The 25,101-nt window shown below is 51.2% G+C and carries 19 protein-coding genes; 9 read left to right on the top strand and 10 right to left on the bottom strand.

Annotated elements, in window-relative coordinates:
- The first annotated feature begins 35 nt into the window (after window positions 1-35).
- Window positions 36-1,724 carry a ribonuclease J gene (locus tag AC3WRW_RS18250; protein WP_492547733.1) on the top strand — a complete coding sequence of 563 codons (1,689 nt, stop codon included), beginning with the start codon at window positions 36-38 and terminating at the stop codon, window positions 1,722-1,724.
- A 335-nt stretch (window positions 1,725-2,059) separates the two neighbouring features.
- On the opposite strand, the gene AC3WRW_RS18245 is transcribed toward AC3WRW_RS18250, so the two are convergent.
- The 3 genes from AC3WRW_RS18245 to AC3WRW_RS18235 form a co-directional block, all read right to left on the bottom strand.
- Complete coding sequence (locus tag AC3WRW_RS18245) at window positions 2,060-3,052, bottom strand: zinc-binding dehydrogenase (protein ID WP_492547732.1); 993 nt, start codon at window positions 3,050-3,052, stop codon at window positions 2,060-2,062.
- A gap of 153 nt (window positions 3,053-3,205) precedes the next feature.
- Complete coding sequence (locus AC3WRW_RS18240) at window positions 3,206-4,036, bottom strand: Ppx/GppA phosphatase family protein (RefSeq protein WP_492547731.1); 831 nt, start codon at window positions 4,034-4,036, stop codon at window positions 3,206-3,208.
- A gap of 277 nt (window positions 4,037-4,313) precedes the next feature.
- Window positions 4,314-5,003: a response regulator transcription factor gene (locus tag AC3WRW_RS18235; RefSeq protein WP_492547766.1), complete on the bottom strand. Its 690-nt coding sequence runs from the start codon at window positions 5,001-5,003 to the stop codon at window positions 4,314-4,316.
- A 285-nt stretch (window positions 5,004-5,288) separates the two neighbouring features.
- On the opposite strand from AC3WRW_RS18235, the gene AC3WRW_RS18230 reads away from it, so the two are divergent.
- Genes AC3WRW_RS18230 through AC3WRW_RS18220 form a run of 3 tightly spaced genes read left to right on the top strand, consistent with a single transcriptional unit; the run spans window position 5,289 to window position 10,734 of the window.
- Window positions 5,289-6,569, top strand: a complete 1,281-nt coding sequence (locus tag AC3WRW_RS18230; RefSeq protein ID WP_492547730.1) for an EAL domain-containing protein — start codon at window positions 5,289-5,291, stop codon at window positions 6,567-6,569.
- Window positions 6,570-6,608: 39 nt separating this feature from the next.
- Entirely contained in the window at window positions 6,609-9,821 is a 3,213-nt protein-coding gene (locus AC3WRW_RS18225) for a response regulator (protein WP_492547729.1), read from the top strand.
- Window positions 9,822-9,837: 16 nt separating this feature from the next.
- The gene (locus AC3WRW_RS18220) at window positions 9,838-10,734 is read left to right on the top strand and encodes a PhzF family phenazine biosynthesis protein (RefSeq protein ID WP_492547728.1); all 897 of its coding nucleotides are present in this window, start codon (window positions 9,838-9,840) and stop codon (window positions 10,732-10,734) included.
- Between the two features lie 76 nt (window positions 10,735-10,810).
- Here AC3WRW_RS18220 and AC3WRW_RS18215 read toward each other — a convergent pair whose 3' ends face one another.
- From AC3WRW_RS18215 to AC3WRW_RS18195, 5 genes are all read right to left on the bottom strand, one after another.
- On the bottom strand, window positions 10,811-11,143 hold the full coding sequence (locus tag AC3WRW_RS18215; protein WP_492547727.1) for a DUF5658 family protein: 333 nt from the start codon (window positions 11,141-11,143) through the stop codon (window positions 10,811-10,813).
- A gap of 246 nt (window positions 11,144-11,389) precedes the next feature.
- Window positions 11,390-12,946 carry an ABC-F family ATP-binding cassette domain-containing protein gene (locus AC3WRW_RS18210; protein WP_171684548.1) on the bottom strand — a complete coding sequence of 519 codons (1,557 nt, stop codon included), beginning with the start codon at window positions 12,944-12,946 and terminating at the stop codon, window positions 11,390-11,392.
- Between the two features lie 111 nt (window positions 12,947-13,057).
- Window positions 13,058-13,813, bottom strand: a complete 756-nt coding sequence (locus AC3WRW_RS18205; protein ID WP_492547726.1) for a stalk domain-containing protein — start codon at window positions 13,811-13,813, stop codon at window positions 13,058-13,060.
- Window positions 13,750-14,508, bottom strand: coding sequence for a hypothetical protein (locus tag AC3WRW_RS18200; protein WP_492547725.1), 759 nt, complete (start codon window positions 14,506-14,508; stop codon window positions 13,750-13,752). The genes AC3WRW_RS18205 and AC3WRW_RS18200 overlap by 64 nt, the downstream gene beginning before the upstream one ends.
- A 141-nt stretch (window positions 14,509-14,649) precedes the next feature.
- Window positions 14,650-15,156: an SRPBCC family protein gene (locus tag AC3WRW_RS18195; RefSeq protein WP_492547724.1), complete on the bottom strand. Its 507-nt coding sequence runs from the start codon at window positions 15,154-15,156 to the stop codon at window positions 14,650-14,652.
- 199 nt (window positions 15,157-15,355) lie between these two features.
- On the opposite strand from AC3WRW_RS18195, the gene AC3WRW_RS18190 reads away from it, so the two are divergent.
- Window positions 15,356-15,526: a hypothetical protein gene (locus AC3WRW_RS18190; RefSeq protein WP_492547723.1), complete on the top strand. Its 171-nt coding sequence runs from the start codon at window positions 15,356-15,358 to the stop codon at window positions 15,524-15,526.
- A 1,342-nt stretch (window positions 15,527-16,868) separates the two neighbouring features.
- Here AC3WRW_RS18190 and AC3WRW_RS18185 read toward each other — a convergent pair.
- Complete coding sequence (locus AC3WRW_RS18185; protein WP_492547722.1) at window positions 16,869-17,777, bottom strand: helix-turn-helix domain-containing protein; 909 nt, start codon at window positions 17,775-17,777, stop codon at window positions 16,869-16,871.
- Window positions 17,778-17,899: 122 nt separating this feature from the next.
- Here AC3WRW_RS18185 and AC3WRW_RS18180 point away from each other — a divergent pair, with 122 nt between their 5' ends.
- From AC3WRW_RS18180 to AC3WRW_RS18170, 3 genes are all read left to right on the top strand, one after another.
- Complete coding sequence (locus AC3WRW_RS18180) at window positions 17,900-18,976, top strand: Gfo/Idh/MocA family protein (RefSeq protein ID WP_492547721.1); 1,077 nt, start codon at window positions 17,900-17,902, stop codon at window positions 18,974-18,976.
- A gap of 16 nt (window positions 18,977-18,992) precedes the next feature.
- On the top strand, window positions 18,993-19,829 hold the full coding sequence (locus AC3WRW_RS18175; RefSeq protein WP_492547720.1) for a sugar phosphate isomerase/epimerase family protein: 837 nt from the start codon (window positions 18,993-18,995) through the stop codon (window positions 19,827-19,829).
- A gap of 322 nt (window positions 19,830-20,151) precedes the next feature.
- Window positions 20,152-20,436, top strand: coding sequence for a hypothetical protein (locus AC3WRW_RS18170; protein WP_127456634.1), 285 nt, complete (start codon window positions 20,152-20,154; stop codon window positions 20,434-20,436).
- A 128-nt stretch (window positions 20,437-20,564) separates the two neighbouring features.
- Here the strand turns inward: AC3WRW_RS18170 and AC3WRW_RS18165 are convergent, their stop codons facing one another.
- Window positions 20,565-22,883 (bottom strand): helix-turn-helix domain-containing protein, encoded by a 2,319-nt coding sequence (locus tag AC3WRW_RS18165; protein WP_492547719.1) that lies wholly within the window; start codon window positions 22,881-22,883, stop codon window positions 20,565-20,567.
- 150 nt (window positions 22,884-23,033) lie between these two features.
- On the opposite strand from AC3WRW_RS18165, the gene AC3WRW_RS18160 reads away from it, so the two are divergent.
- Window positions 23,034-24,551 carry an extracellular solute-binding protein gene (locus AC3WRW_RS18160; RefSeq protein WP_492547718.1) on the top strand — a complete coding sequence of 506 codons (1,518 nt, stop codon included), beginning with the start codon at window positions 23,034-23,036 and terminating at the stop codon, window positions 24,549-24,551.
- The last annotated feature ends 550 nt before the right edge of the window (window positions 24,552-25,101 follow it).

Genomic DNA, 25,101 nt, shown 5'->3' with positions numbered 1-25,101 from the left:
CCCGCTTGTGGAAAATTAACGCAAATGAAAGTGACATGGGGGGGAAGTTTAAGGTGAGCAAGCTGAATCAATTATCGGTCTTCTCCTTAGGCGGCATCAACGAAATCGGTAAAAATATGTATGTCGTCCAATATGCCAATGATATTGTGGTCATCGACTGCGGCTCCAAATTTCCGGATGAAACCTTGCTTGGCGTTGATCTCATCGTACCTGATATTACGTATTTGCTTGAAAATAGCGACAAGGTCCGTGCTCTGGTGATTACGCATGGGCATGAAGATCATATCGGGGGCATTCCCTATATTCGCAAACAAATCAATGTGCCCATCTATGCAACCCGTTTAACGCTTGGGCTCATCGAAGGCAAGCTGAGGGAAGCGCGCCTGCTTGCCAATACGGAGCTCATCGAGATTACCTCCGATTCGACGATTGAGCTGGGCGGCATCACGTCCACCTTCTTCAAGACCAACCACAGCATCCCCGATTGTTTGGGGGTTGTTTTCCATACCCCGGAGGGAACCGTTGTCCATACGGGAGATTTCAAATTCGACCTTACTCCGGTCAATAATCAGTACCCGGATATTCATAAAATGGCGGAGATCGGCTCTAAAGGGGTTCTGCTTCTGCTATCCGAGAGCACGAATGCGGAGCGCCCGGGCTATACGCCTTCTGAAAGCCAGGTAGGGAAGCACATCGAGGAGGCTTTTCATAAAGCCAAGCAAAAGGTGTTCATTGCCACTTTCGCTTCCAATGTTCACAGGCTGCAGCAAATTATTGACGCCGCGGAAGCGACGAACCGTAAGCTAGGTTTGCTCGGCCGCAGTATGGTGAACGTTGTGAAGGTCGCTTCCGAGCTAGGCTATCTGACCGTTCCTGACGGCATGCTGGTGGAAGCGGGCGAGATTGGCAGTCTGGCGCCCGATCGCGTCGCCATTCTATGTACAGGCAGTCAGGGAGAGCCGATGGCCGCCTTGTCGCGGCTATCCCGTTCGAACTACAGGAATGTAGAAATCCTCCGGGGAGATACGGTCATCCTATCCTCATCGCCGATTCCGGGCAATGAGCGCAATGTATCCAAAACGGTGGACAATTTGTTTAGCCTTGGGGCGGAAGTCGTCTACGGCTCAAGCTCGCATACCGGCATGCATGTTTCCGGCCATGGCAGCCAGGAAGAGCTTAAACTCATGCTGACGCTCATGAAGCCGAAGTATTTTATTCCCATTCACGGCGAATACCGTATGCTGCATCAGCACCGGATTTTGGCGGAATCTGTCGGCGTAGAGCCTGCAAACATTTTCATATTGAAGAATGGCGATGTTGTAGATATCAAAGGGGAAGCGGCGACGCAGAGCCGCAAAGTCACCGCGGGCAATACGCTGGTCGACGGTCTGGGCGATGTGGGGAATATTGTGCTGCGCGACCGGAAGCAGCTTTCGGAGGAGGGGATTCTGATCGTCGTGCTCCTGCTTAGCAAAACCGACGGCAAAATTTTATCGGGCCCCGACATCATCTCCAGAGGCTTCGTCTATGTGCGGGAGTCCGAGGATCTCATCGACCAAGCGAGCATTCTCGCGGCGGATACGGTGAATCGGCTGCAGACGGGGCAGGAGCAGTTGAACCAGTGGAATGTGCTGAAAATTAACGTAAAGGACGTGCTGGGGCGTTTCTTTTATGAGAAAACGGGCCGGAGGCCGGTGATTCTCACGATCATTACGGAGTTCTAGCGGGAAGGAATGCAGGCCTCAACGGTTCTAGCATGAACCCGAAATGGCAAGCCTTCGCTGAAGGAGAACTATGATCCTCTATTTGGCTGCCCATCGACGCTTTATCCTTTTTGAGGGAACTATGCTCCTCTATTCCCATCATTTCATCTTAAATGGGAGGTAATTGAGCAATTAAGCGCCTGTAGTTCCCTCTAAAACCTGGAATCGCACAATTTGCTCAAATAGCGCCCTGTAGTTCTCATCAACATGGGCACGTCCGGCCAGGAGACATGTCTCCAGCAAAAAAAGGGACGATCCTCAAGCTGGATATCCGCTTGGAGGACAGTCCCTTTTTGCTATACGGGCAGGAGCAGTACTTTGCCTGAGGTCATGTTGGCGGCGTACTGCCGGATCGCATCTGCAGTTTGCGAAAGCGAGTACGTTTGGCTGATCTCGGTCTGGATCTGCGATCCGACCGATTTCTTCATAGAGCCTTGCAGCGACAGCAGCTCAAAGATGGATTGTGTTTTCACCCAGTCGGACGCCCAGAAGCCTGTGATCCGCTTCTGGCGGAAAACAAGATCATCGGCGTTGATCGTGGTCGTGTTGCCTCCCAGAAGGCCGTATTGAAACAGCGTGGAGCCGTCCGGCAGCGCCGAGAGCACGGTGCCTGTCAAGTCTCCGCCGACGGCATCGAAGCACACGGTAGCGCCAAGGGCGTGAGACATTGCCTTAAGTTCGTCTCCGAAACCGGGGGAAGCGCTGTTGACGATATGCTGTCCGCCTAGATCTGTAAGGAGCTGGGCATGCTCTTCTTTACGGACAATGCTGATGACCGGAATGCCTTCCGCTTTGCCGAGCTTCACCAATATTCTGCCCAGCGCGCTCGCTCCGGCCGTCTGGACGATCGCTTTGGACTTGTGCTGTTTGGCAATCTTCACCATCGCCATGGCGCTCGCCGGATTGACGAAGAAGACGGCGCCCTGCTCGTCCGATACGTGGTCGGGCAGAACCATGCACGTCATTGCGCTGGCTTTCGTATATTCGGACCACGAGCCGTAAATCTCGGAAACGAAGGCTACGCGTTTGCCTTTCAGCATGCGGGCTACGAGGCTGTTGCCGGTCGCAACGACCGTTCCGCACCCTTCCATTCCGCCGACCGAGGGCAGCGCCCGTTGAATGCCGTAATTGCCGGAAAGAAATAATAAGTCCGCAGGGTTAATGGAGGCCGCATGAACCTTGATAAGGACTTCGTTGCCGGCTATCCCGGGAATCGGCGTCTCGCCGATCTCAATGCCCGAGACCCCGCTGTATGCCTTGATTAATGCGGCTTTCATCGTCTGTGCCATATGTAAGGACCCACCTATCATAGATGTAATTACAACTAATATTCACTGTATTATATAATACGGGGTGAACAGGCGGGTTTTGATAACATCAAATTTACATTAAGATTTGGTCAAAAGGGTGCCGCGGGCACCCTTTTGTTGCGAGCATCCGGATTATAATTGATTCATGAAGCCATGGGCGATATTCAGATCGGAGGGCATGAATTTGCTGGTGCCTGATTTAATGAGACCCGCGAGGACAACACAGTTTGAGGCAATGGCATTGCGCATCCACTTGGGATCGAAGGGGGAGCCGGCCTCTAAATCCGAGAGATTGCATGCAGCAAGCCGTCTTGTGAGCTGGGTGAAGTCGCTTCTTGAGCAGTAGAGATCCTGTTCAAGCTCAATATCGAAATGCCGCAGATACGTCTTCGCACCGCCGGTAAACGCAAATTGCTCCAAGGATGCGGGCAAGCGGGTGGAGAGCCATTTGATGCAGGTGGTGATCTGCCTCTGATGCGGCGGCTTCAGCAAATGGAATTCCTGATTCAGATCGGATGTCCCGAACGGAATGAGATAAGGAGCTTCGCATTCCTTCGTAATGATCTGAATGCTGCCGCTTCCGACATTGATAACGTCAAGATGGCTGGGAATGTCCGATTGGCTAATCGCTCTCCGCAGCAGCTCCGCTTCCTCCTTCTGGCTGATCGTCCGATAGGCAATCCGCAGATTCCGGCATATTTCCTTCATATGCTCAGAGAGGACCGGCGATCGTCGCATCGCTTCCGTTCCAATAGCTTCTACGGTTCCTTGAGAGGAGCCGTTGATTAAGGACCCTTGTGCGGACAGCAAGGTCTTAATCTTATCCTCGATCGACGGGAGGCAGACCTCGCTCTCGATCAGCTCCCATGTGAGAACGTCTACCTGTTCGATGCCGATGTCTGATTTCTTAAACACGTTGGCGCTGTGACTGCCCAAATCCAAAATTAATTTATCACTATTCATAAGAGTTCACCCGTTTGTTCCTTAGTAATGGTATCGCACTTGTGAATCCATGTTTAGTTAGCTGTCATATGATGTATAACCGACATTTTCCTGTAAAATAAAGGCTCCAGAAGTCCAATGATATATGATTAATGATTTCTATGTCAACCAATTTTTGTTAAATTCTAGGACGAGATGTTAGTTTCTACAAATTGCATCGTTAACCGACAAAAAGTGGCTGTCCAAGAGCTTTTTTGCATCAAAAAAGACCCGATCCAGGAATGGATCAGATCTTATTCTATAAAACAAATTTATAGCCTACGCCCCAGACGGTTTTGATATATTTCGGTTCTTTGGGGTTGGCTTCAATTTTCCTGCGTAAATTCGTGATATGTACATCAATGGCGCGATCGTTGACATAGGAGTCGAAACCACGCAAAGCGTTAATCAGATCTTCCCGGCGATAAACGCGTTCAGGGTGTTCGTACAGCAGCCGGATGAGCTCGAATTCCGAGAAGGTCATGTCGACGGGTTCGCCTCGCACGTAGAGCGTTCTTTTTTCCAGATTAATGTTCAAATCCGTAGGGAGGACCGTAGCATTCTGCTGGACAAGCGGCTCTTCGGGTGGATGGGCCTGCTTGGACCTGCGTAAAAGCGCTTGGATACGGGCCTTCATCTCATGCATGCTAAAGGGCTTACATAAATAGTCGTCAGCGCCGACGGTGAATGCCTCGATCTTCTCGCTGACTTTGGAGTTGGAAGAAATGATAATGATAGGAACGGGCGTCAAGCTTCGCAAGGAATTGCATAAGTCAGTGCCTTCAACGTCGGGCAGCATGAGGTCCAGAAGAATAAGCTCGGGCTCGAATTCCCGCAGTGCGGCAAGGCCGTCCTGGCCATTGTGGGCTCTAAGGACTAAGAATCCTTCTTCTGTCAGATACATACAGACCATTTCACCTATAATATCGTCGTCCTCAATTAAAAGCACCCTGTCCAATTATAAACTCCCCCAGACTAAGTTTATTTTGTATTGCTGATTCATGAATGAACAGAGGGTTCGTACGTCCTAACATCTTGCTTACTTCTTCTATTATAAGGTGTCGAAAAATAAGAGTAAATCGCTCTCCTATACTTTTTATCGGGAATTTGTTAGCAAATTGTTAGCGAAAACGAGCTAAAAATCATACCTTTTAGGTAAGTAACCTAATAAGTGGAAAGTACAATAGGGGTAATACGGCTTAATGTGAAAATGGCTTGTAGGAGGTGTAAGTAAATGGGTCTTAGAAATAGGTGTGGAGTCCTGATTGTAAGTGATTCTAATGAACTAACGGAACTGCTGGGCACGATCTTTCAGAAAGATGAGCAGTTCGTCATCACAGGAACGGCGGAGCACGGAAATGCCGCTTTGAATTGCATGCTCGAAGAGAGACCGGATTTGGCGGTCATCGATTTGGCGATGCCGGCAGGGATTAAAGCGCTCCAGCTCATTATGAATCGTCATCCAATTCCTATCGTAGTGCTTAGTACGCAAACATCCGAAGGCGCCATGCGGACCATCCAGGCTATGCGGATCGGCGCTGCGGATTATTATCATAAAGAAATGCTCTCCGGGCAAACGTCGCATGACAGTATGATCTCGTATTTCCTGGAACGCTGTAAATTGGCGATTTTAAACGGCATTCAAGGCGTCTATGAATCCCCTCTCAAAACGGCAGGCATCATGGAAGCTGCGCTCTCCGCTAACCTTCAGGGGAAGCATGACCAGTTTCAAAGAAGAATGGACATCGAATTTCATTTGCGTAAAGCGATTGCGAATAAGGAATTTCATCTCGTTTATCAGCCTGTCGTGGACGTGCATACGAATAGCGTCGTTGGACTGGAGAGCTTAATTCGTTGGCATAATGCGACTTTGGGACAGGTGCCGCCGGGTGATTTTATTCCTGTAGCGGAAGAAAGCGGCTTGATTCATGAGATCGGCGAATGGGTGCTGAGAGAGGCGTGCATGCAAAATATGAAATGGCAGGAAGCCGGTCTTCCCTGCTTATTTATGGCCGTTAATCTGTCCAGACGACAGTTCAACGATAGCGGACTTAGTGCGATGATTCAGAAGATTTTAAAAGAAACAGGCTTGCAGCCGAAGTACTTGGAGCTGGAAATAACGGAGAGTATGAGCATGGAGGTCAATCTGGCCGCAGACGCGCTCAGTCAATTGAAAAAGCTGGGCGTTCGCGTCGCGATGGATGATTTTGGAACCGGATATAGTTCATTGGGTTTCTTGAAGGATTTTCCTATAGACAAGTTGAAGATAGATCAGTCCTTTATTAAAGGCTTGAAACATCGGGAAGTGAATGCCGCTATCGTGAACACCGTGATTACAATGGCTAAAAACTTGAACCTGCTCGTTGTGGCTGAAGGACTGGAGACCGAGGAGGAGCTTCAAGTGCTGAGAGATTGCGGCTGCCGATTCGTGCAGGGCTATTATTTCAGCAAACCGGTTCAGGCTGAGACCGTTGCGGAGATGCTGCTGGATACGAGAAATAAACGGACAGGGTAGCTATTTAAGATTAGGCTGGTGATTGTTCTGCTGCGCGATTTGATTACCAATTTTACGATTATTACAGTGTTTGTGTTATTCGTTGAACAATTTTTCATTATGACGAAATTGGATCAGAATCCGGCGTGGTATTACAAGGTTTTCGTAGGTCTCGCACACGGCCTCCTGGTTGTGATCCTTATTAACTTTGGCGTCACCGTCGATGACCAGTTCAGTCTTAATTTCCGTGGCATAGGTTTTATGCTTGCCGCTTATTTGGGCGGACTCCCCGCCATGTTGATTACATTAGCCATTCTATGGGGCTGGCGACTCATCATGGATAGTTACACTCCGCTGCCGATGCTGTTCATTGGGCTGGCTGCCGTCCTGGGAACCGGAGTTATTATTGCTAAAATGCGCTCCTATTGGTTTAAATGGTTATTTGGCGGAATTTTTTTATTTGCATGCTATTACGGAGCGACTTGGCTCGTGTATCGAATCCCGCTGCCAATGATATGGACCTATCTCTGTTACCAAATGGTGTGTATGGTGACTGTGGCCTGCATTCTTCGCTATCTGATTCGCGCCAGGGAGTTTAAGCTGCAAATTCGGGAGGTGGAGCAGGAGCTCATTGATATGCTGCGCTTTCAGCCGGGATTTACGTTCAAATTTCATAGGCATAGGGAGCAATTTGTATACATATTGATTGAAGGCCAGTTGCTCTATCAGCTGGGGCTGAGACCGGGTCAGTTTATTGGGAAAAAAACGCATGAAATCGGCTTGTTCGGCGATAACTCCCTGAATGTTCTGCAGGCCTATTATGAACAGGCTTGGAGAGGGGAACGAGTCACGTATGAATATGACTGCCAAGGCTATACGATCCTCGTTACCTTGCAGCCTATTTACAAATTTGGCGCGGTTAGTGAAGTTATCGGGTCAGCGGTAGATGTGTCCGAGCACCGTGCTGCCCAGATGAAGGCAAGAGTGCGGGATGAGCAGTTCCGGACCTTGGTGGAAAACTCGGAGGATTTTATTTTCAGATTTCGACTGGATGGAAGCATTGCCTCTGCTAACTATAAAATGTACCAAACTTATCAGCTTACGCCTGAGCGGGTAAAAGGAAAACAATTGACCGATGTGATTCAGATGGACGATCCTGCGAAATGGGAGCGGGCGTTCACGCAATCGATTATTAACGGGAAGACGCAGCAATTCGCCGTTAATTTCTTGCTGCCGGACGATGCCGAGCACGCGTATAATGTCACATTGTCTCCCCTGTTCAATGAGAAAAAGACGGAAATCATCGGAGTGACCGGCACGGTTCATGACATCACGGATCTGAAAAAGCGGGAGGAAGCGGACGAATCCAATCGCGCGAAGAGTCAATTCCTGGCAAGGATGAGTCACGAAATCCGCACGCCGCTTAACGGCATTATGGGGCTGTCCCTTCTGCTGCAGCGTACCGAATTGACGGCACTGCAGAAGGATTACTTGACCAAAATGGATGCTTCGTCGAGCGTCTTGCTGGCGACGATTAACGATATTTTGGATTTCTCGAAAATCGAAGCCGGAAAATTAGTTTTGGAAACGGTTGATTTCTCCTTAGAGGAGTCGCTTCAGAAGGTTGCTGATCTGGCCAGCATATCACTGGCGAATAAGCGCATCGAGATTTTGCTGGATACGTCCGAAGATTTGCCCGATATCGTCAGCGGGGACTCCTTTCGATTAGAGCAAGTATTGATTAATTTATCGAATAATGCGATCAAATTTACGGAGCACGGGCACATACGGATACAGGTGCAGCTTGAGGAATATGCGGAGGAAGGCGTCATCATTTCTTTTGCGGTGGAGGACACCGGGATCGGCATCTCGAAGGAACAGCTGTCGCAGCTATTCCGGCCATTCTCGCAGGCGGATACCTCGACAAGCCGAAGGTACGGCGGTACAGGACTAGGGCTCGTTATCTGCCAGCATTTGGTGCAGTCCATGGGAGGCGTGCTTCAGGTTGAAACCGTTCTCGGAGAGGGCAGCCGTTTTTACTTTAGCCTGCTGTTCGGGCTTAACCGGTTGGCGGAGGAAGAACTCCAGATGTATTGCGAGCAGCAGGTGTTGCTTCAAGAGAATAACCGGGTGCTGGTAGCTGAGGATCATCCGCTTGCGGCGCAGCATGCATCGGATCTTCTAAGCTCATTGCAGCTGCAGACGAGTATAGTTTCAACAGTTTCCGAGTTGTTAACCGTGTTGGAACAACAGGACAAGGAGCCGGGAGAGTCTGCTTTCGGGCATATTTTTCTGGATATGCAAATGGACCCTATGCAGCATCAAGCTATTTGGCAGCGTGTGCTGAATGCGGTGGATCGTTCCCAGACCCGCGTGATCGCGCTCACGACGCTGGAAGGCAGAGAAGAGATGTACGAGCTTCCGGCAGCATTGAAAGCGGATGCCGTCCTTGTTAAACCGGTAAGCCGGCTGTCGCTGCGCAAAGTTTTGCAGACTCTGAACGGGCTGAAGCCATGGTCCGAGAGGGGGGCCGGTGAAGCGGCATTAATGGAGCGATCGCATTCGCAGTCCAAGGGGGACATCTTAGTTGCCGAGGACAATGAAATCAATCAGTTGGTGATCACGCAGCTTCTGCAACAATTGGGCTATGACGTCGTTATTGCGCAGAATGGCTATGAAGTTCTGGAACGTGCCGGGCTGAGGCCGTGGAAGCTTATTCTGATGGATATTCATATGCCGGAGATGGATGGCTACGAGGCAACTCAGAAGCTGCGGCAGTTGAAGCCGATGCAGCGGGTTCCAATTATTGCGCTTACAGCGAACGGATTCGTGAAGGATCCGATGCAAATGCTGAAGCTGGGTCTTAATGGTATACTGGTCAAGCCGGTGAATGAGAAACAGCTGTCGGACACGCTGGAGAAGTGGCAGGATTTGCAATGGCTGCTGCACATTAAGGGGATGGATGTTGAACGAGTGCTGCGGAATATCGATCAGAAAATCCACATTTTTCAGTACATGATCGAGAAATTTAAGCTGGATTACGCTTCTTTCGCGGAGGAGCTGCTGCCCTCTATCATCCATCAGGAAGATGCCGTGGCCCGCCGCATGGTGCATACGCTGAAAGGCGTGGCGGCCAATTTCTACGCAGAGTCGTTGTTAGCGGCCGTTCAGGGGCTTGAGAAGGCGATGGAACAGGAGATTAAACTGGATGCGTGCAAGGAAGGGATCGTGCGCGTGCAGTTTGAGATTGATCAAATTGTGAAGGATTTGTAAGGCGGAGGGTGATCTTGTGAAAACGATTAACGTTTATCATTATGACGCGTTCAGCGCCATTCCCGAGATGGGGAATCCCGCTGGGGTCGTGCTGGATGGAGACTCGCTCTCAGAAAGCGAGATGCAGCAAATCGCCGAAAAAGTCGGCTTCAACGAAACGGCCTTTCCCATCAAGTCCGATATCGCGGACGTCCGAATCCGGTATTTCACCCCGGGACACGAGATGAATCTGTGCGGGCACGCCACCGTAGCTACGATTTATGCGATGAAGACGAAGGGGCTGCTTGGAGACAAAACGGATCTGACGATTGAGACTAAAGCAGGCGTATTGTCCGTTCACATTCACGCTGTTCATGACAAGCTGAGCATCATCATGCAGCAAGCCTCGCCGCAGTTCCAAGATTTCTGCGGTTCCCTGGAAGATTTGGCTGCTTCAATGGGAATCGGGGTAGATGACCTGGAGACCGGCCTGCCGGTCGTGTATGGAAGTACAGGGATATGGACCTTGCTGGTTCCTATCAAGAATTTGGCTGTGTTTAAAGCCATGAAGCCGAATAACCGGCAGTTTCCTGAAGTGCTTAAAGAGATGCCGAGGGCGTCGATTCATCCTTTTTGCTTGGAGACGTACGATGTGGAAGCCGATATGCATGCCCGGCATTTTTCATCGCCTTACTCGGGCACGGTTGAAGATCCGGTAACCGGAACGGCGTCGGGTGTCATGGGAGCCTATTATGCGAAGTACATTCGGAAGGAAGCTGGCACTGCGTCGTTAACCTTCATGATTGAGCAAGGTCATGAGATCGGAAGAGACGGCCGAGTCAGCGTATTTGTCGACACAGGGCCGGATGCATGGGGGATTAAAATTGCGGGTACTGCTGTGCATGTGAAGGATTTTGAGGTTTGCTTGAAGTAAGAGCCGTGCTGAGCTTGCGTTCAGGCAAGGCTCTTTTTTTATTGCGACGTGTACGCGGGGGTTGGGAATTTAACGGCTAGCTGTTCGCAACGTATTTCAACCCATACGACAGCCAGATGAAGTGAACGACATTGACGGCTCCATAGATGATGACCGTGAAGGAGAGGCAGGGCTTGACCCAAGCTCGTTTACGAATATAGGGGTAGAAGGCCATGAGCAGCAGAGGGAGGACGAGTTTTAGGCAGTAATACGCAAACACATGCCACTCGTATACACTTCGTATCAGAGGGTTCATCTCTTCAATGAAGGACAGACGCAGGCCGATGTCCGTAAAAAGGGCGTCGCTCAGGCATAAGATGAACAGCCAAACGAGAATTTTGCTTTGGAGGAATTGGCGAACGACTGGCATGGGCGTCCTCGCTTTCAATCTTGAGTAAGAGCGGTAAGGATAACGGTAATGATAATGATAATGATAATGATAATGATAATGAAAATGATCATGTTCATGTTCATGCTTATGCTTATATTCATGCGTATGTTTATGATACACTTTGTATCATTGGAAAGCAAGTTCCCATGCTGGGCGGAGATAGCGATAAAAAAAGAGGGCATCCTCAAGCAGATTCATCTACTCGAAGAGGCCCTCTTCCTATGGTTAGAACACTTTCGTTGTCCAGGATTCGCAATTCCACGTTTCCGTCACGACATCGCGATAGAAGTCCGGTTCGTGGGAAATGAGCAGGATGCTGCCTTTATATGCCTGAAGCGCACGCTTGAGCTCATCCTTGGCATCCACATCCAAGTGGTTGGTCGGCTCATCGAGCACGAGCAGGTTCGTTTCGCGGTTGATCAGCTTGCAGAGGCGAACTTTCGCTTTCTCGCCGCCGCTCAGCACAACAACTTTGCTCTCGATGTGCTTCGTAGTGAGGCCGCATTTGGCTAACGCTGCGCGCACTTCGAATTGTGTGAACGAAGGGAATTCGTTCCACACTTCCTCGATACAAGTGTTGTTGTTGGAATCTTTGATTTCCTGTTGGAAGTAGCCGATTTGCTGGTTGTCCCCTTTTTGAACAGATCCCGAGACAGGCGTGATTTCGCCTAAAATACTCCGCAGCAACGTCGTTTTCCCGATACCGTTCGCACCGACAAGCGCAATCTTCTGTCCGCGTTCCATACGCAGGTTCAGAGGTCTGGATAACGGTGAGTCGTAGCCGATGACGAGATCGGTCGTTTCGAAAATCAGCTTGCCTGATGTGCGGCCTTCTTTGAAATTGAACTGCGGCTTCGGTTTCTCCCTCGCCAGCTCGATGACGTCCATTTTGTCGAGTTTTTTCTGTCTGGACATCGCCATGTTCCGCGTCGCAACGCTTGCTTTGTTACGGGCGACGAAGTCCTTCAGCTCGGAAATCTCCTGTTGTTGGCGCTTATACGCGGATTCCAGCTGCTGTTTTTTCATTTCGTGGACTTGTTGGAAATGGTTGTAGTCCCCGACATAGCGGTTTAACGCCTGATTTTCCATGTGGTAGATCAAGTTGATGACGCTGTTCAAGAAAGGAATGTCATGAGAAATCAGAATGAAGGCATTCTCGTATTCCTGCAGGTAACGCTTCAGCCATTCGATGTGCTGCTCGTCCAAATAGTTGGTAGGCTCATCGAGGAGCAAAATGTCCGGCTTTTCGAGCAGCAATTTCGCCAGCAATACTTTCGTACGCTGTCCGCCGCTTAAATCGTTGACATCCTTATCCAGGCCGATATCGGTAAGACCCAGCCCGCGGGCGGTTTCTTCGATTTTGGCATCGATCATGTAAAAATCTTGATTCGTCAACGTATCCTGAATCGTGCCGACGTCTTCCAGCATCTGTTCAAGCTCTTCCGGCGTCACGTCGCCCATTCGGCCGTACATATCGTTCATTTCCTGTTCCATGTCGAACAGATATTGGAAAGCTCCTTTGAGAACGTCGCGGATTGACATGCCCTTGCTTAGCACAGCATGCTGATCCAGGTAGCCAACGCGCATGCGCTTGGACCATTCAACCTTCCCGTCGTCGGGCTGAAGCTTGCCCGTAATGATGTTCATGAAGGTCGATTTCCCTTCGCCGTTTGCGCCGATAAGTCCGATGTGCTCCCCTTTGAGCAGGCGGAACGAGACGTCGTTGAAGATGGCGCGGTCTCCAAAGCCGTGGCTTAATCTTTCTACGTTTAATATGCTCATGAAATGACACCTTTTCTTTTAAACTTTTTCTCGTTTTATTATAAGCGTTACGGGATGAAAAACAAAGACCCGCGACTGCGTCCCAGGTCTTTGTTTTCATGTTTTTGCGAGTTATGGCAGGCGGACGGACGCCCGGTACAAGCGGCTGTTCCAGTCCACTTTGCTGTTCAGCGATTCCGCTACGAGGCGGAGTGGAACATACATGCGGCTGTCTTCCATAATTTGCAGCGGTACAGGTACGGCGACGGACTTCCCGTTCACCGTTGCTGTAGAGCTGCCATCTTTCAGCTTCATCGTGACTCCGGCGTTCGTGATGGTTGCCGTCCGCGTTGCGGCATCCCACTGAAAGCCGGCATTCATCGCCGTGATGAAGGGGCGAATCGGAACAACGGTCGTCTCGTTGACGATAAAGCCGCTGTAGTCATACACAGGCTGCCCGTTGATGTCGATTTGCACTTTCGGCTTGTCCAGCTTGCGCACGACGAGCGCATTACTCAGCTCGCGGCCGGGGTAGGTCAGCATGCTGCCGTTGGCATACAGCCCGGAGCTGGACCCGCCGTCCATGTTCATCGCTTCCTTCAGCCCAAGCTGAACGGCGATGGCGGCGAGCTGGGAAAGCGTTGCGCTCGGCACGGTTCCCATCACGAGGCGGTCCGACCCATCGATGCCGATGAAGCTTCGCGCTGCGGAAGATTGCGTTACCTTCGGGTCGGAGAAGCCGTCTCGATTGGCGTTGAGATCAACGGAGCCGCCAGTGACCAGCTTCGGTCCGGCCCCGATGGCCGACAGCCACGACGAGGCGTTCAGGGAGCTGCCGCCTTCCCCTTTGGCCAGCAGCTCCTTGGTGACTCTGTCTCCGACGTCCAAATTCGGCAGAACGTGCTGCCGGTTGTTGGCGCTGTTGCCGACAAACAGGACGTAACCGCCGGCAGGACCTGGACGGAATCGTTCGTGATTCGCGTGATGAGCCCGCCCTCAATGACGACTTTCGTGCCGCCCGGGAAACCGATCCAGCGGCCAAAATCCGGCGTGTACCAGACAATTTGGTCGGTGCTGCCTTCGCCGTAATACTTGTTAACCCCCCAGGGGGTGATGGGATAAGTGCCTGAACCTTCACTGACGCGCACGGCGATGTCGAGGTCCACGAATTGGATACCCGGAACTTTATCCCGATTCAGAATAAAAGTCTGGTTTTCCCCGGAATGCATAGCTTCACCGGCTTGCAGCAGGGTCCCATTCGGGTAGCGGGAGTACGGGTCGGACTCATACGCGTTAAAAAAAGTGCCGTTAATCGCGGCAACCGCCCCTTCGCGTTCCGCGATGGCTTGTAAGGGAGCGTCATGACCGATCCCTCCGTCAGCTAAAGCAGGAGCAAGCTCCAGTGTCGGGTCGGTCAGGTCGACCGTGACGGTGCTGACGCTGAAGGTTTTCCCTTGAGCGGTCACCTGCTTCGTTACTGCGTTAACGGAAGGGGAATAGCTTGCGGATGCCGGCGTGCTTCCCGCGAAAAGAGCGGCCGTCAGCAGAAGAGCGGCGCCGGACTTCATTTTATGGCGAAACATACAGTAGTCTCCTTTGGGTTCAGTCGGATGCTGCCGAAACTTGTCCGGCTCCTATATATTTCGGATGAAGAGGCCGCTTTTGTGACGCCTTGGATGAGGGCAGAAAAAAACACCGGCTCTGATCGAGCCGGTGCAATGGCGTTAGGCGAGCTTCGCCAAGTATTCGTCGAGTTGGCCGAACGTGCCGCCGAAACCTTGCTGCATGCTTTCTGCCATGGAAGCGAAGAATGCGGCCTCTTCCTCGGTCGGGTTCACCGGGCCTCCGCGCATCGTGAGAACCGTTTTGCCGTCTTGCTCTTCGAACGTTAGAGTATTCATAATTTCAAGCGGGAAAACAGGGCTGAATGGAGCGCGTACCGTGTTGGCTTCCTCATCGGAGAACGAGTTCGTGAAAACAAGTTTTTCCGGAGGCGTAATTTCGCCATAAACAAATTTCCCCCACATTTGGAATCCTTCCGGGGATTTCATGCTGTAGTGAAACACGCCGCCGGGACGAAGATCCAAGGAAGCGACTTCCAACTTCATTCCAGTAGGTCCCCACCAGTTCAAGAGATGCTCAGGCTCCGTCCAGCATTTGAAGACGAGCTCGCGGGGAGCGTTGAACGTGCGGGTGATGACTAACGGATTGGCGTTTGTAGTTTCGGACATGGGTGAATACCTCCATAATTTAAGAATAATAAGGTGCTGCGATTCAAAAGCAAAACGGGCTTCTCTTCCACGTTGAATTAGGCGACCATTGACAGGTTACTGCGGGAGAGCTCATAGTCGAGTTCACACCTTTAATATACTTCATAAGGAATATTCCTGTCAAGGAATGTATGTATGCGGTGAGAAGGAAGTGGGGCAGATGGAAGGGACTTGGAGTAGTATTGCCGGAAGTTGGGCGGGTTATTTCGGGGGCTGGGGCTGGTTCGAAGGAGGCGGGGCTTGCGCCGTGAGCAGGGGGAAACGCGCGCGGAGGACCTGCTGCGGCTTTCGCCCGGCCCCCGAACTTGAGCTGAGACTAGCTCCGGCGTGATTTACATCGAACCCAGTGACCATATACTCTGATGCTACTTTCCCGCATGATGTACACCGAACCCAGTGACCATGTACTCTGATGCTACTTTCCTGCATGCTGATGCGCACGAGACTCTTCCTGCTGCATCAACACCTTCATCTCACCTGGGTACTTGTAAATGCTCCTCCTCTTCACTTCGACTAACATAGCTATATTGCACATTGTGCATTCATTTCAGCCTATTTTTGCTTTTCCGGCTCCTACATTGCACTGTGTACAATCAATTCAGCCTCCAAAGCTAGTTTTCAGCGCAAATCTAGCGAAATCATTGCACTTTGTACAACGAGAGTGAGCTTTTGCCGCAATATGCCTGCCCTATATTGCACAAAGTGCAGCATAGAACGTGAGCTGATGCGCACGAGACTCTTCCTGCTACATCAACACCTTCCTCTCACCTGGGTACTTGTAAATACTCCTCCTTTTCACTTCGACTAACATAGCTATATTGCACATTGTGCAGCCATTTCAGCCTATTTTTGCTTTTCCGGCTCCTACATTGCACTGTGTACAATCATTTCAGCCTCCGAAGCTAGTTTTCAGCGCAAATCTAGCGAAATCATTGCACTTTGTGCAACGAGAGTGAGCTTTTGCCGCAATATGCCTGCCCTATGTTGCACAAAGTGCAGCATAGAACGTGAGCTGATGCGCACGAGACTCTTTCTGCTGCATCAACACCTTCCTCTCACCTGGTACTTGTAATTGCTCCTCCTCTCTTCTCTTCAACTAACATAGCTATATTGCACATTGTGCATTCATTTCAGCCTATTTTTGCTTCTCCGGCTCCTACATTGCACTGTGTACAATCATTTCAGCCTCCAAAGCTAGTTTTCAGCGCAAATCTAGCGAAATCATTGCACTTTGTGCAACGAGAGTAAGCACTTGCCGTATTATGCCCACTTTATATTGCACAAAGTGCAGCATAGAACGTAAGCTGATGCGCACGCGCTTCTTCCTGCTTACAACTGCGCCTTCGTTTCCGCAGAAGATTAGCATGTCAATCTAATGAACACTCCAGGGACAGCGCGTATCCCTACATGGAAGGACCTGCGTCCGAAAGGATACTACAGTCAGCTATTTCGGCAAACTTGGCTGATTGCAGGTTTCAAGCGGAACTACAGGGTCATATTTCGCACGCCAAGCCATCTAATGGCTTGGAAACAGTGTAATAGAGGCCTGCAGTTCCCCGAGACCAGAGGAATGGTGCCCTTCGCGGAAAATAGCGGACCCTAGTTCCCACACCACTCCGTTCCAATAAAAAAGGCCGCCCAGGAAGGTGAAACACACCTTAAGGGCAGCCCGTTCACGTCACCCGGCGATGATGCTCCGCTTTGCGGTAATCCTTCGGTACGATGCCTTTGCTTTCCCGAAAAATGCGGGAAAACGTTTTGTACGAGCCGTAGCCGACCTCGTGCGCAATTTCGGTTACGCTCATGTCGGTGGACACCAACAGGCTGCAGGCATGGCGCAGACGCAAATCATGCAGGAAATGAACGAAGGTTTGTCCAGTCGTCTGCTTAATCACTTCGGAGATGCGGGAAGCGCTCATGGAGAACTGCGTGGCGAGGTCGGATAAAGCAAGCTCTTCCTGATAGTTGCGGTGAATATAATGAATGATGGGCCAAACCGCATGACTCGTCTTCGCCCCGTGAAACGGCAGGGCTTCTGCTGCTGTCGCTGCTGCGAAGGGTGCTCCTTGTTCGCTTTGCTTCCAACGATGGCGGTCGAAACGGATGAGAATTTCCTTTAGTTTGCCTTTTAGGAGCGTCTGCCTGTAGCGTTCGGTGCCATTGTACTCCTGATACATCTCCTCAAGGAGAGCAAGCATCGTATGTTGGTCATGCCCCTGCAGCTGGATATAAGCCGGCATGGCGGTCATCTCGCCCAGCAGCCCGGACAGTCCGGGATCGTTCCCTGATTCCATTAACAGGTCCATGCTGAACATGCAGTTGTACAGAACCAGCTTTTGTCCCGGATCCGTAAAAATTTCATGCACTTGATAGGGCAGCACGAACGTGAATGTGCCGGTTCGCATCTCGTGATTTACATCATTGATGCTCTCCGAGCCGGTGCCTTCAATGACATAGGAAAATTCCAGGAAATCGTGGCGATGCGCCCTGAAGCCGTGTTCAAGGGTATTTTTGCTGAGGTGAAAAGGGAAGGACGAGTGCATATTTGGATACGTTTTCAAATAGTCGGGAAAGTACGTCATAATAAGGCGGTCTCCTTCGAAGAAATGGGACGTTTTCCGAAATATAGGTGCGTTTTTCTGCTATATTTATTTTATCATAAAAGCGGAGCGTACAAGTTGCACTTATGAAGGAGGAACACGTTGTGGGAAGTGATAACAAAATCAGATTAGGAATTATCGGTGCTGGCAATATCGGCAGCGTGCATATACGCGAGTTTTCGAAATTGGCGGAATCCTGTGAAATTACGGCGATTACCGACGCGTACTTGCCCTTGGCGGAAGCCAAAGCGCAGGAGTATGGCATTGCCAACGTGGCCGCTACCCCTGAAGAGCTTATTCAAAGCGAGCATGTTGACGCTGTCATTATCGGCGTGCCTAACCAGTATCATGCTTCCCTCGCTGTACAAGCCATTGAAGCCGGCAAGCACGTGCTGATCGAGAAGCCAATGGGCATTAATGCGGCAGCGGCCAAACAAATTCTGAAAGCCAGCGAAGCATCGGACAAGGTCGTTATGATCGGTCACCAAATGCGTTGGGAAGCTGTGTCGCAGCTGATCAAAGAGCAGGTTGAAGCCGGCGAGCTCGGCAAAATCTACACGGCCAAAACAGGCTGGTTCCGCCGCAAAGGGATTCCGGGCTGGGGCACCTGGTTTACGAAAATGAACGAATCGGGCGGAGGCCCGTTGATTGATATTGGGGTTCACATGCTGGATCTGGCGCTATATTTGATGGGCAATCCGAAGCCGGTCTCCGTCTTTGGCGCTGCTTATGCGGAATTCGGTCCCCGCAAGAAGGGGATTGGAACGTGGGGGACGCCGAACTGGAACGGCACTTACGATGTGGAAGATTTGGCTACGGCTCTCATTCGTATGGAAGACGGCAGTACGCTGACGCTGGAAGTGAGCTGGGCTGTTCACATGGATACGGACAACACGCCGTTCATCCATTTGATGGGTTCCGAAGGCGGAGCGAGCTATAAGGGAGCAACCGGCAAACTGCTGACTGAGAAATTCAATCGGGCCATGGAGACGGATTTGAAAAAGCCTGAGAACGATGAGGGAGAGCGCCTGCGTCTTAGCAGACATTTCCTGGATTGTATTCGGGACGGCAAACAGCCTATTACGTCCGCATTGTCCGGCTATACGAATAATTTAATTTTGGATGCGATTTATGAATCTTCGCGGACAGGGAATGAAGTCAAATTAAACTGGGACATCTAATTCAGGAGGGATCACGATGCTTAGAGGGTTAACGGGAGCAGGGCTTGGCAAGTTGGAAAGCAATGAGCAGTTCATCGAGTTAGCGGCAAAATACGGCTTCGAAGCCGTCGATATCGACGCGCTTGCCCTGGTGGAGAGCCATGGCGCAGACGGAGCGCGCGAGCTGCTGGGCAAGCACGGCCTCGTCATCGGGGCCATTGGTCTGCCGGTGGAATGGCGGGGGAGCGAAGAGACGTTCCGCGCCGGCCTGCCGAAGCTGACCCAAGCGGCCGAGGCGGCGGCAGCGCTTGGCTGCAGAAGCTGCTGCACGTACGTTTTGCCGTCGACGGATTTGAAAGCGGCGCATTTCATGGCGCTGGCTACGCGCAGACTGCGCACATGCGCGCGAATCCTTGACGCCTACGGCATTCGCCTCGGTTTAGAATTCGTGGGGCCGCATCATTTGCGCACGCGCTGGAAGCATCCGTTCATCTGGACGCTCGAAGAGACGCTGGATTGGATTGATGCGATCGGCGAGAGCAATGTCGGCCTGCTGTTCGACGCGTACCACTGGTACACGAACGGGTTAACGGTGGCCGATATTGAGAAGCTCCGCCCCGAGCAGATCGTCCACGTCCACATCAACGACGCACCGGACGTGCCGGTGGAGGAGGTGCTGGATAACGGACGTGTGTATCCGGGCGAAGGCGTTATCGACTTGGCCGGCTTCCTGCAAGGCTTGGCGCGGATCGGCTATCAAGGCGCCGTATCGCAGGAGATTTTGACGGCTGAGCCTCCGGCGGATTCCCCCGAGAGCTTGGCCCGGCGCTCCAAAGCGAGCTTTGATAGAGTGTACGCGGCGGCGGGGATCTAGGCCATATTCAGCCGACATACCCGGACCATAAGCGAACTCTTGCTAATTTAGATGCGCTGAATATTTGTTAAGATTCCATGGAGCAATTCCGGATATTTCAATTATCGACAAATGGAAAAGAGCCTGAGGATTTGATATCCTCGGGCTTTTTCCCACTTTTACAGGCATGCTGCATCACGGAAGGAAGGGCTGGGAAAATCGCAATTCGACAAAGGTTCCCATGACCCGTTCACACAGTCCGACAACATTTTCATTCATTCTCGTTTACTATGTTCCTGTTCTACTAAATATGCCTGAATGAAAAGGAAAAGGAGATAAGATCATGCAAATTAAGAAGAAGGATGACATTGGCCTGATTTTGGACAACTTTTCGTCGTATGCGAAGTGGGATCCTTCGGGCCAGAAACTATACCTTGTGTTCGCTGACAACAAGCGCGGAGGGCAGTGGACGCTGATGAACTATAACGATGACCGTTTCAGCGTGCATGGGCGCGGCAAAGACTATTTGGATGAGAAAGAAGCGTTTTTTGAAGAGCGCAACAGCGTGGTTTCCTTCTTATGGAACAACCGTGCCGCGTTGAAGGCAGCCGTAGATCCAAGCGAGTAGAATGCCGGACAGGCCTTCTGCCGTCACCGTTTAACGAAGAGGCAAAAGCCTCCGGAGCCACCAACGATTGCTTGGTGGCTCCGGAGGCTTTTGGCGTTCGTTCCATGTGCCTTCCGAGGTCCGTGTGCTCAAAGAATTGGAGCTGCGCCCTCTTTTTGCTTATCGCGGTATTGCCCCGGGGTAATGCCCTCCTGTTTGCGGAAGGACCGGATGAAATTCTGCGAATTGTTATAGCGCAGCTTGGAGGAGATATCCTTGATCGGCAAATCGGTTTCCGACAGCCATTTTTTGGCCATGTTGAACCGGTAGGCCGATAAGTAATCGCTGAAGGAGCAGTTCGTTTCCTTGCGGAAAATGCTGCTCAAATAATTCGCATTGTAATGCAGTCTGGAAGCGCAATCCTCCAGTGTCAGGTCGGTATCGTAATATTTTTGCACGAGATCGATAATTTTCTCCGAAATATTGTGGTACTGGGCATCCTGCCGGTCGCGGTAGATGCGGATCAGCGGGTGAATGACCTCTGTCCAGAACCAGTCTTCGATTTCCGCCGTCATATGCAGATCCAGCAGCTCCTCGAAGAGCGAGCCTTTGTTAGGGTGAATCTGATTCAAGGAAATCCCGGACTCCTGCATCACCATCAGCAGGTTGTTGAGCAGCCGCGCCAGCGGAATCTGATATTCCTGAGGCGTGAGCGGTGCGGCAAAGACGGCTTGCAGCAGCTGCCGCAGCAGCTCTTTGGATTTATCCTTTTCAGCGAGCTTAATCGCGTCCATCAATTCATTTTCGAGCGGTTTCGGATAGTTCAGATTCAAGAAGTGCTTGCCCGAGTTAATATTTTCATACTGAATGATGATGCCTTCGCCGAGTTTGATGCGATGCTTCAACGCTTCCAGACCTTCTTTATACGCGATCGACATTTGCGCGAACGTATGGATGGGAAGACTCATCCCGATGCTGACATGCAGATTCAGATAGCTGAAGATGTGCTGCTGCATCTGCTCCGTTAAGGCATAGACGGTATTGCGAAAAGCGGCAGCTTCGCTATCCGGGCTTCCAATCAAGGTAACCACCGTCTGATCGATAATGACAGGGGCGAGCCGCTGTTCCGAAGGAATGAGCTCCTCGATCATGTTGTGCGCCGCGAAAAGCAGCAGCTCCAAATCTCTCTTTTCATAACGCGTATTGTCGATAGAGTCGATCTGCAGCGTAATGACGGACATGGTTTTCCACTCTTCAAGCTGCTTGGTATAGCCAAACTGGGCTAACTTCTCAGGCAGTTCGCTCACTTTAATGTGCCCTTGAAAAGCTTTGATTAAGAAAAACGTCCGCACCTGGCCGATATGCTGGTGAACCTCTCGTTCCAGCTGGGACTTCGATTGGAACAACGTATGGACATGCTCGCTGATCATCTGGAATTCGTTGGCCTTCCGCTTCTGGTTCACGGTAACGAGACCCCCGATTTGGTTGAGCAGGAGCTGGATCGGCGAGTACATTTTACGCGAACCAAGCCAAGCGAGCAGCATGGAGATGAGCAGCATCACAATGCAGATGTAGATGGTGTAGATTCCGATTTTGCGCGATTCCTTGGTCAAGCTGTCAATGGAGGTCAAGGACAAATAGGTCCAATTATTCAAGTTTGAGTGCAAATAACTGACGGAATAGCGCTTCTCGTTGATATCCGCCGTGAATTGTCCCGTAGGCGCAGCAAGCTGGCTCAGATCCGTCAGGCCGGCCTCCGCAATAGGTTTGCCGATCAGACTGGCATCCGGATGCATCAGAATCCGGTTGTGCTCGTCCATAATCAGGATGTCATCGAGCTTGGTATCGTTCTGAATCAGATCCTGCAGGGAGCAGGCAGGAATATTCGCAAGCGCCAAGCCGTATTTCTCCAGGCCGGTGGTTGGCAGCTTTTTGACCAGCGAAATACTGTAATCACAGGTCACACTCCGCGCATTTTCCTCGGTAAAAAACCACTTCGACGGATTCATTACCCACGTGCTGTTCTCCTGCGTGTTCATCAGGTTCAGCAGTGTATCGTAAAAAGGGTAGCTGTCAAAACGATACAGCCCCGAGTTCTTAATCATCCAGTTCTGGCGGGCATTGATCAAGATGACATCTTCCAGCTTCGTGTCAAAAGATTGCATGTACCGAATCTCGCTGCGCAGATCGTCGTACATCATGAAATCGTTTACAGTTAGCGGCATATCCATCGCTTTTTTGAGCACGGTGGAATTGATAACTTGATTAAGTGTATGGTTGACAGTCGTTAATTTCTGCTCTACATTGGAATTGATTTGAGTGATCAGCTGCATTTTACCTTCGTTGACATTTTTCTGGATCTCGCTCGACGAGGTCATGAAGGCAAAAGCGCCGATGAAAATTACCGGGAGCGTGCTGAGCAAGAACCCGAACATGGTCATTTTGCTAAGGAAACTTAAATTGGGCATCGCATCCAACACCTTATCTCAGGATGGTCATTGCTGACTATCTATGTATTGTAGACAAGACTTGCGTTTAGATCAATAATCATCTGGCTGGCGGATAATCATTTTCTTTGATTATGACGGCAAAACGCTGATGCAGCAAGGGGGAAAGCCATGAGTATACATGTACACGGGAAAATTTTGAGGCACTGTCGTCCATTCATTATCGGGCTGCTGATGATTGTTTTGCTTAGCGGCTGCACGAAAGAAAGCTCCAACCAAGAGGCTGAAGCGAGCGGTGATCGCCCTGTCGTTTCGATTATGGCACCGCTGCATTTTCCGCATCCGCCCATTCCTGAGCTCGTTCAGGAGATTGAAAAACGGACGAATACGAAGCTGGATCTAAACTGGGTTCCGGATGGCATATACACCGATAAAATGAATACAGCCTTGACCACAAACTCGCTCAAAAAAGCGACCTATGTGAGATATACCGATTACTTGCTGATGAAAAATTCGATCCGTTCCGGCGCCTTTTGGGACATTGGACCTTATTTGGAAGCGTATCCAAATCTAAAGAAGCTGAATAAGGAGATTTTGGGACAGACGGCTGTCGATGGCAAAATCTATGGCTTATACACCGAGCGGCCGTCATCCCGGCAGGGCCTGATTATTCGCGAGGATTGGCTGGACAATCTGAAGCTGGCCAAGCCGGCGAATTTGGAAGAGCTCTATCAAGTGTTAAAAGCTTTCACGTATAGCGATCCCGACCGCAACGGCAAGGATGATACGATCGGGCTGACCGACCGGAATGATTTGGTGTTCGGCGCCTTCAAGACGATCAGCTCCTATTTCGGCACGCCGAACAACTGGGGTGTTGTGAACGGGAAGCTTGCGCCGGAATTCGAAAGCCAGGCCTATGTGGACACCATGGACTACATGAAAAAACTGTACAACGAGAAGCTCATCAACTCGGATTTCGCGGTGACCAGCAAGGATGTCCAGCGTGACAAGCTGATTCGCGGCATTGCCGGCGTATACATTGGCAGCATGCAGGATGTGCAGCGGCTTTCGGACGAGTCGAGGATCGTGAACCCGCAGGCGAAATTCACCCTTGTGAATCATATCGAAGGCCCGAATGGATTTCGGATTTGGTCGATTCCGAACTACAGCGCGTTGTACCTGTTCTCCAAGAAAGCGATCCGCACGGAGGCGGAACTTAAGCAGGTGCTGCAGTTTTTTGACCGGACCATGGATAAAGATGTCGCCAACCTGATGAAGTATGGGCTGGAAGGGCGTCATTACACCACGATTGGCGACAAAGTCCAGCTGCTGGAGGAGACGTCCCAGCTCCGGGTGAACGAAGTGAATGCGCTGTATGCGCTCATGATCGCCGATTTGAACAATACACAGGTGAAGCAGGTGGCTGAGAGCGAGTCCCTTTCCCAATTGGCGGATACGCTCAGCTTGGACAATGAGCAATATATCATCAAGGACCCGACGCTGGGTCTCGAATCGAAAACCTACGACGAGCGCGGCGTGGAGCTGTACAAAATCATCTCCGACGCTACGTACAATTACATGCTGGGCAAGCTCGACAAAGCCGCATTCCTGCAAGAAGTTGAGCGCTGGAAGCGAAACGGCGGCAGTCAGATTATCAAAGAATATAATGAGGCTTATTCGCAGAAGTAAGATTGAACCGCCGGGGCTGGTGCTCGGCGGTTTTTTTGTGCTTTCGCGGCGGGCTTGGCAGCCGCCTGGCTGAGGGGGCCTGAAAGGCCGTCTCGCGGTCGAAGAAGCCCTTGCGCTCAGCCGAGAGAGCTGAAAGGCCGTCTCGTGCCGGAAAGAGGGCACAATTCCGGCCGGACCTCCAGCGAGAGGTCCGAAAAGGCCGTCTCACAGTCGCGGAAGCCCTCGCACTCAGCTGAGAGGGCCCAAAAGGCCGTCTCGTGCCGGAAAGAGGGCATAATTTCGGTGGAACCTCTAGTGAGAGGACCGAAAAGGCCGTCTCGCGGTCGCGAAAGCCCCCGCGCTCAGTTGAGAGAGCCTAAAAGGCCGTCTCGTGCCGGAAAGAGGGCACAATCCCGCTAGAACCTCAAGCGAGAGGACCGAAAAGGCCGTCTCGCAGCCACAAAAGCCTCCGCGCTCAGCTAAGAGGGCCTGAAAGGCCGTCTCACGGCCCATGCACTGCTGAAACGCTGCTTTCCAACGCTCCGAGCGGCGAGTGCCACGCCTCCCGCCC

This window comes from Paenibacillus sp. FW126-R14 (assembly GCF_058789495.1).
Note: the sequence above shows the minus strand (reverse complement) of the source record. Positions and strands in the feature narration are given on the sequence as shown.

Bases quoted from the DNA above. Each gene is read 5' to 3' on its own strand.
- AC3WRW_RS18250 (WP_492547733.1), top strand. From the start codon at position 36: ATGGGGGGGAAGTTTAAGGTGAGCAAGCTGAATCAATTATCGGTCTTC.
- AC3WRW_RS18245 (WP_492547732.1), bottom strand. From the start codon at position 3,052: ATGGCACAGACGATGAAAGCCGCATTAATCAAGGCATACAGCGGGGTC.
- AC3WRW_RS18240 (WP_492547731.1), bottom strand. From the start codon at position 4,036: ATGAATAGTGATAAATTAATTTTGGATTTGGGCAGTCACAGCGCCAAC.
- AC3WRW_RS18230 (WP_492547730.1), top strand. From the start codon at position 5,289: ATGGGTCTTAGAAATAGGTGTGGAGTCCTGATTGTAAGTGATTCTAAT.
- AC3WRW_RS18215 (WP_492547727.1), bottom strand. From the start codon at position 11,143: ATGCCAGTCGTTCGCCAATTCCTCCAAAGCAAAATTCTCGTTTGGCTG.
- AC3WRW_RS18210 (WP_171684548.1), bottom strand. From the start codon at position 12,946: ATGAGCATATTAAACGTAGAAAGATTAAGCCACGGCTTTGGAGACCGC.
- AC3WRW_RS18200 (WP_492547725.1), bottom strand. From the start codon at position 14,508: ATGTTTCGCCATAAAATGAAGTCCGGCGCCGCTCTTCTGCTGACGGCC.
- AC3WRW_RS18195 (WP_492547724.1), bottom strand. From the start codon at position 15,156: ATGTCCGAAACTACAAACGCCAATCCGTTAGTCATCACCCGCACGTTC.
- AC3WRW_RS18190 (WP_492547723.1), top strand. From the start codon at position 15,356: ATGGAAGGGACTTGGAGTAGTATTGCCGGAAGTTGGGCGGGTTATTTC.
- AC3WRW_RS18185 (WP_492547722.1), bottom strand. From the start codon at position 17,777: ATGACGTACTTTCCCGACTATTTGAAAACGTATCCAAATATGCACTCG.
- AC3WRW_RS18175 (WP_492547720.1), top strand. From the start codon at position 18,993: ATGCTTAGAGGGTTAACGGGAGCAGGGCTTGGCAAGTTGGAAAGCAAT.
- AC3WRW_RS18170 (WP_127456634.1), top strand. From the start codon at position 20,152: ATGCAAATTAAGAAGAAGGATGACATTGGCCTGATTTTGGACAACTTT.
- AC3WRW_RS18165 (WP_492547719.1), bottom strand. From the start codon at position 22,883: ATGCCCAATTTAAGTTTCCTTAGCAAAATGACCATGTTCGGGTTCTTG.
- AC3WRW_RS18160 (WP_492547718.1), top strand. From the start codon at position 23,034: ATGAGTATACATGTACACGGGAAAATTTTGAGGCACTGTCGTCCATTC.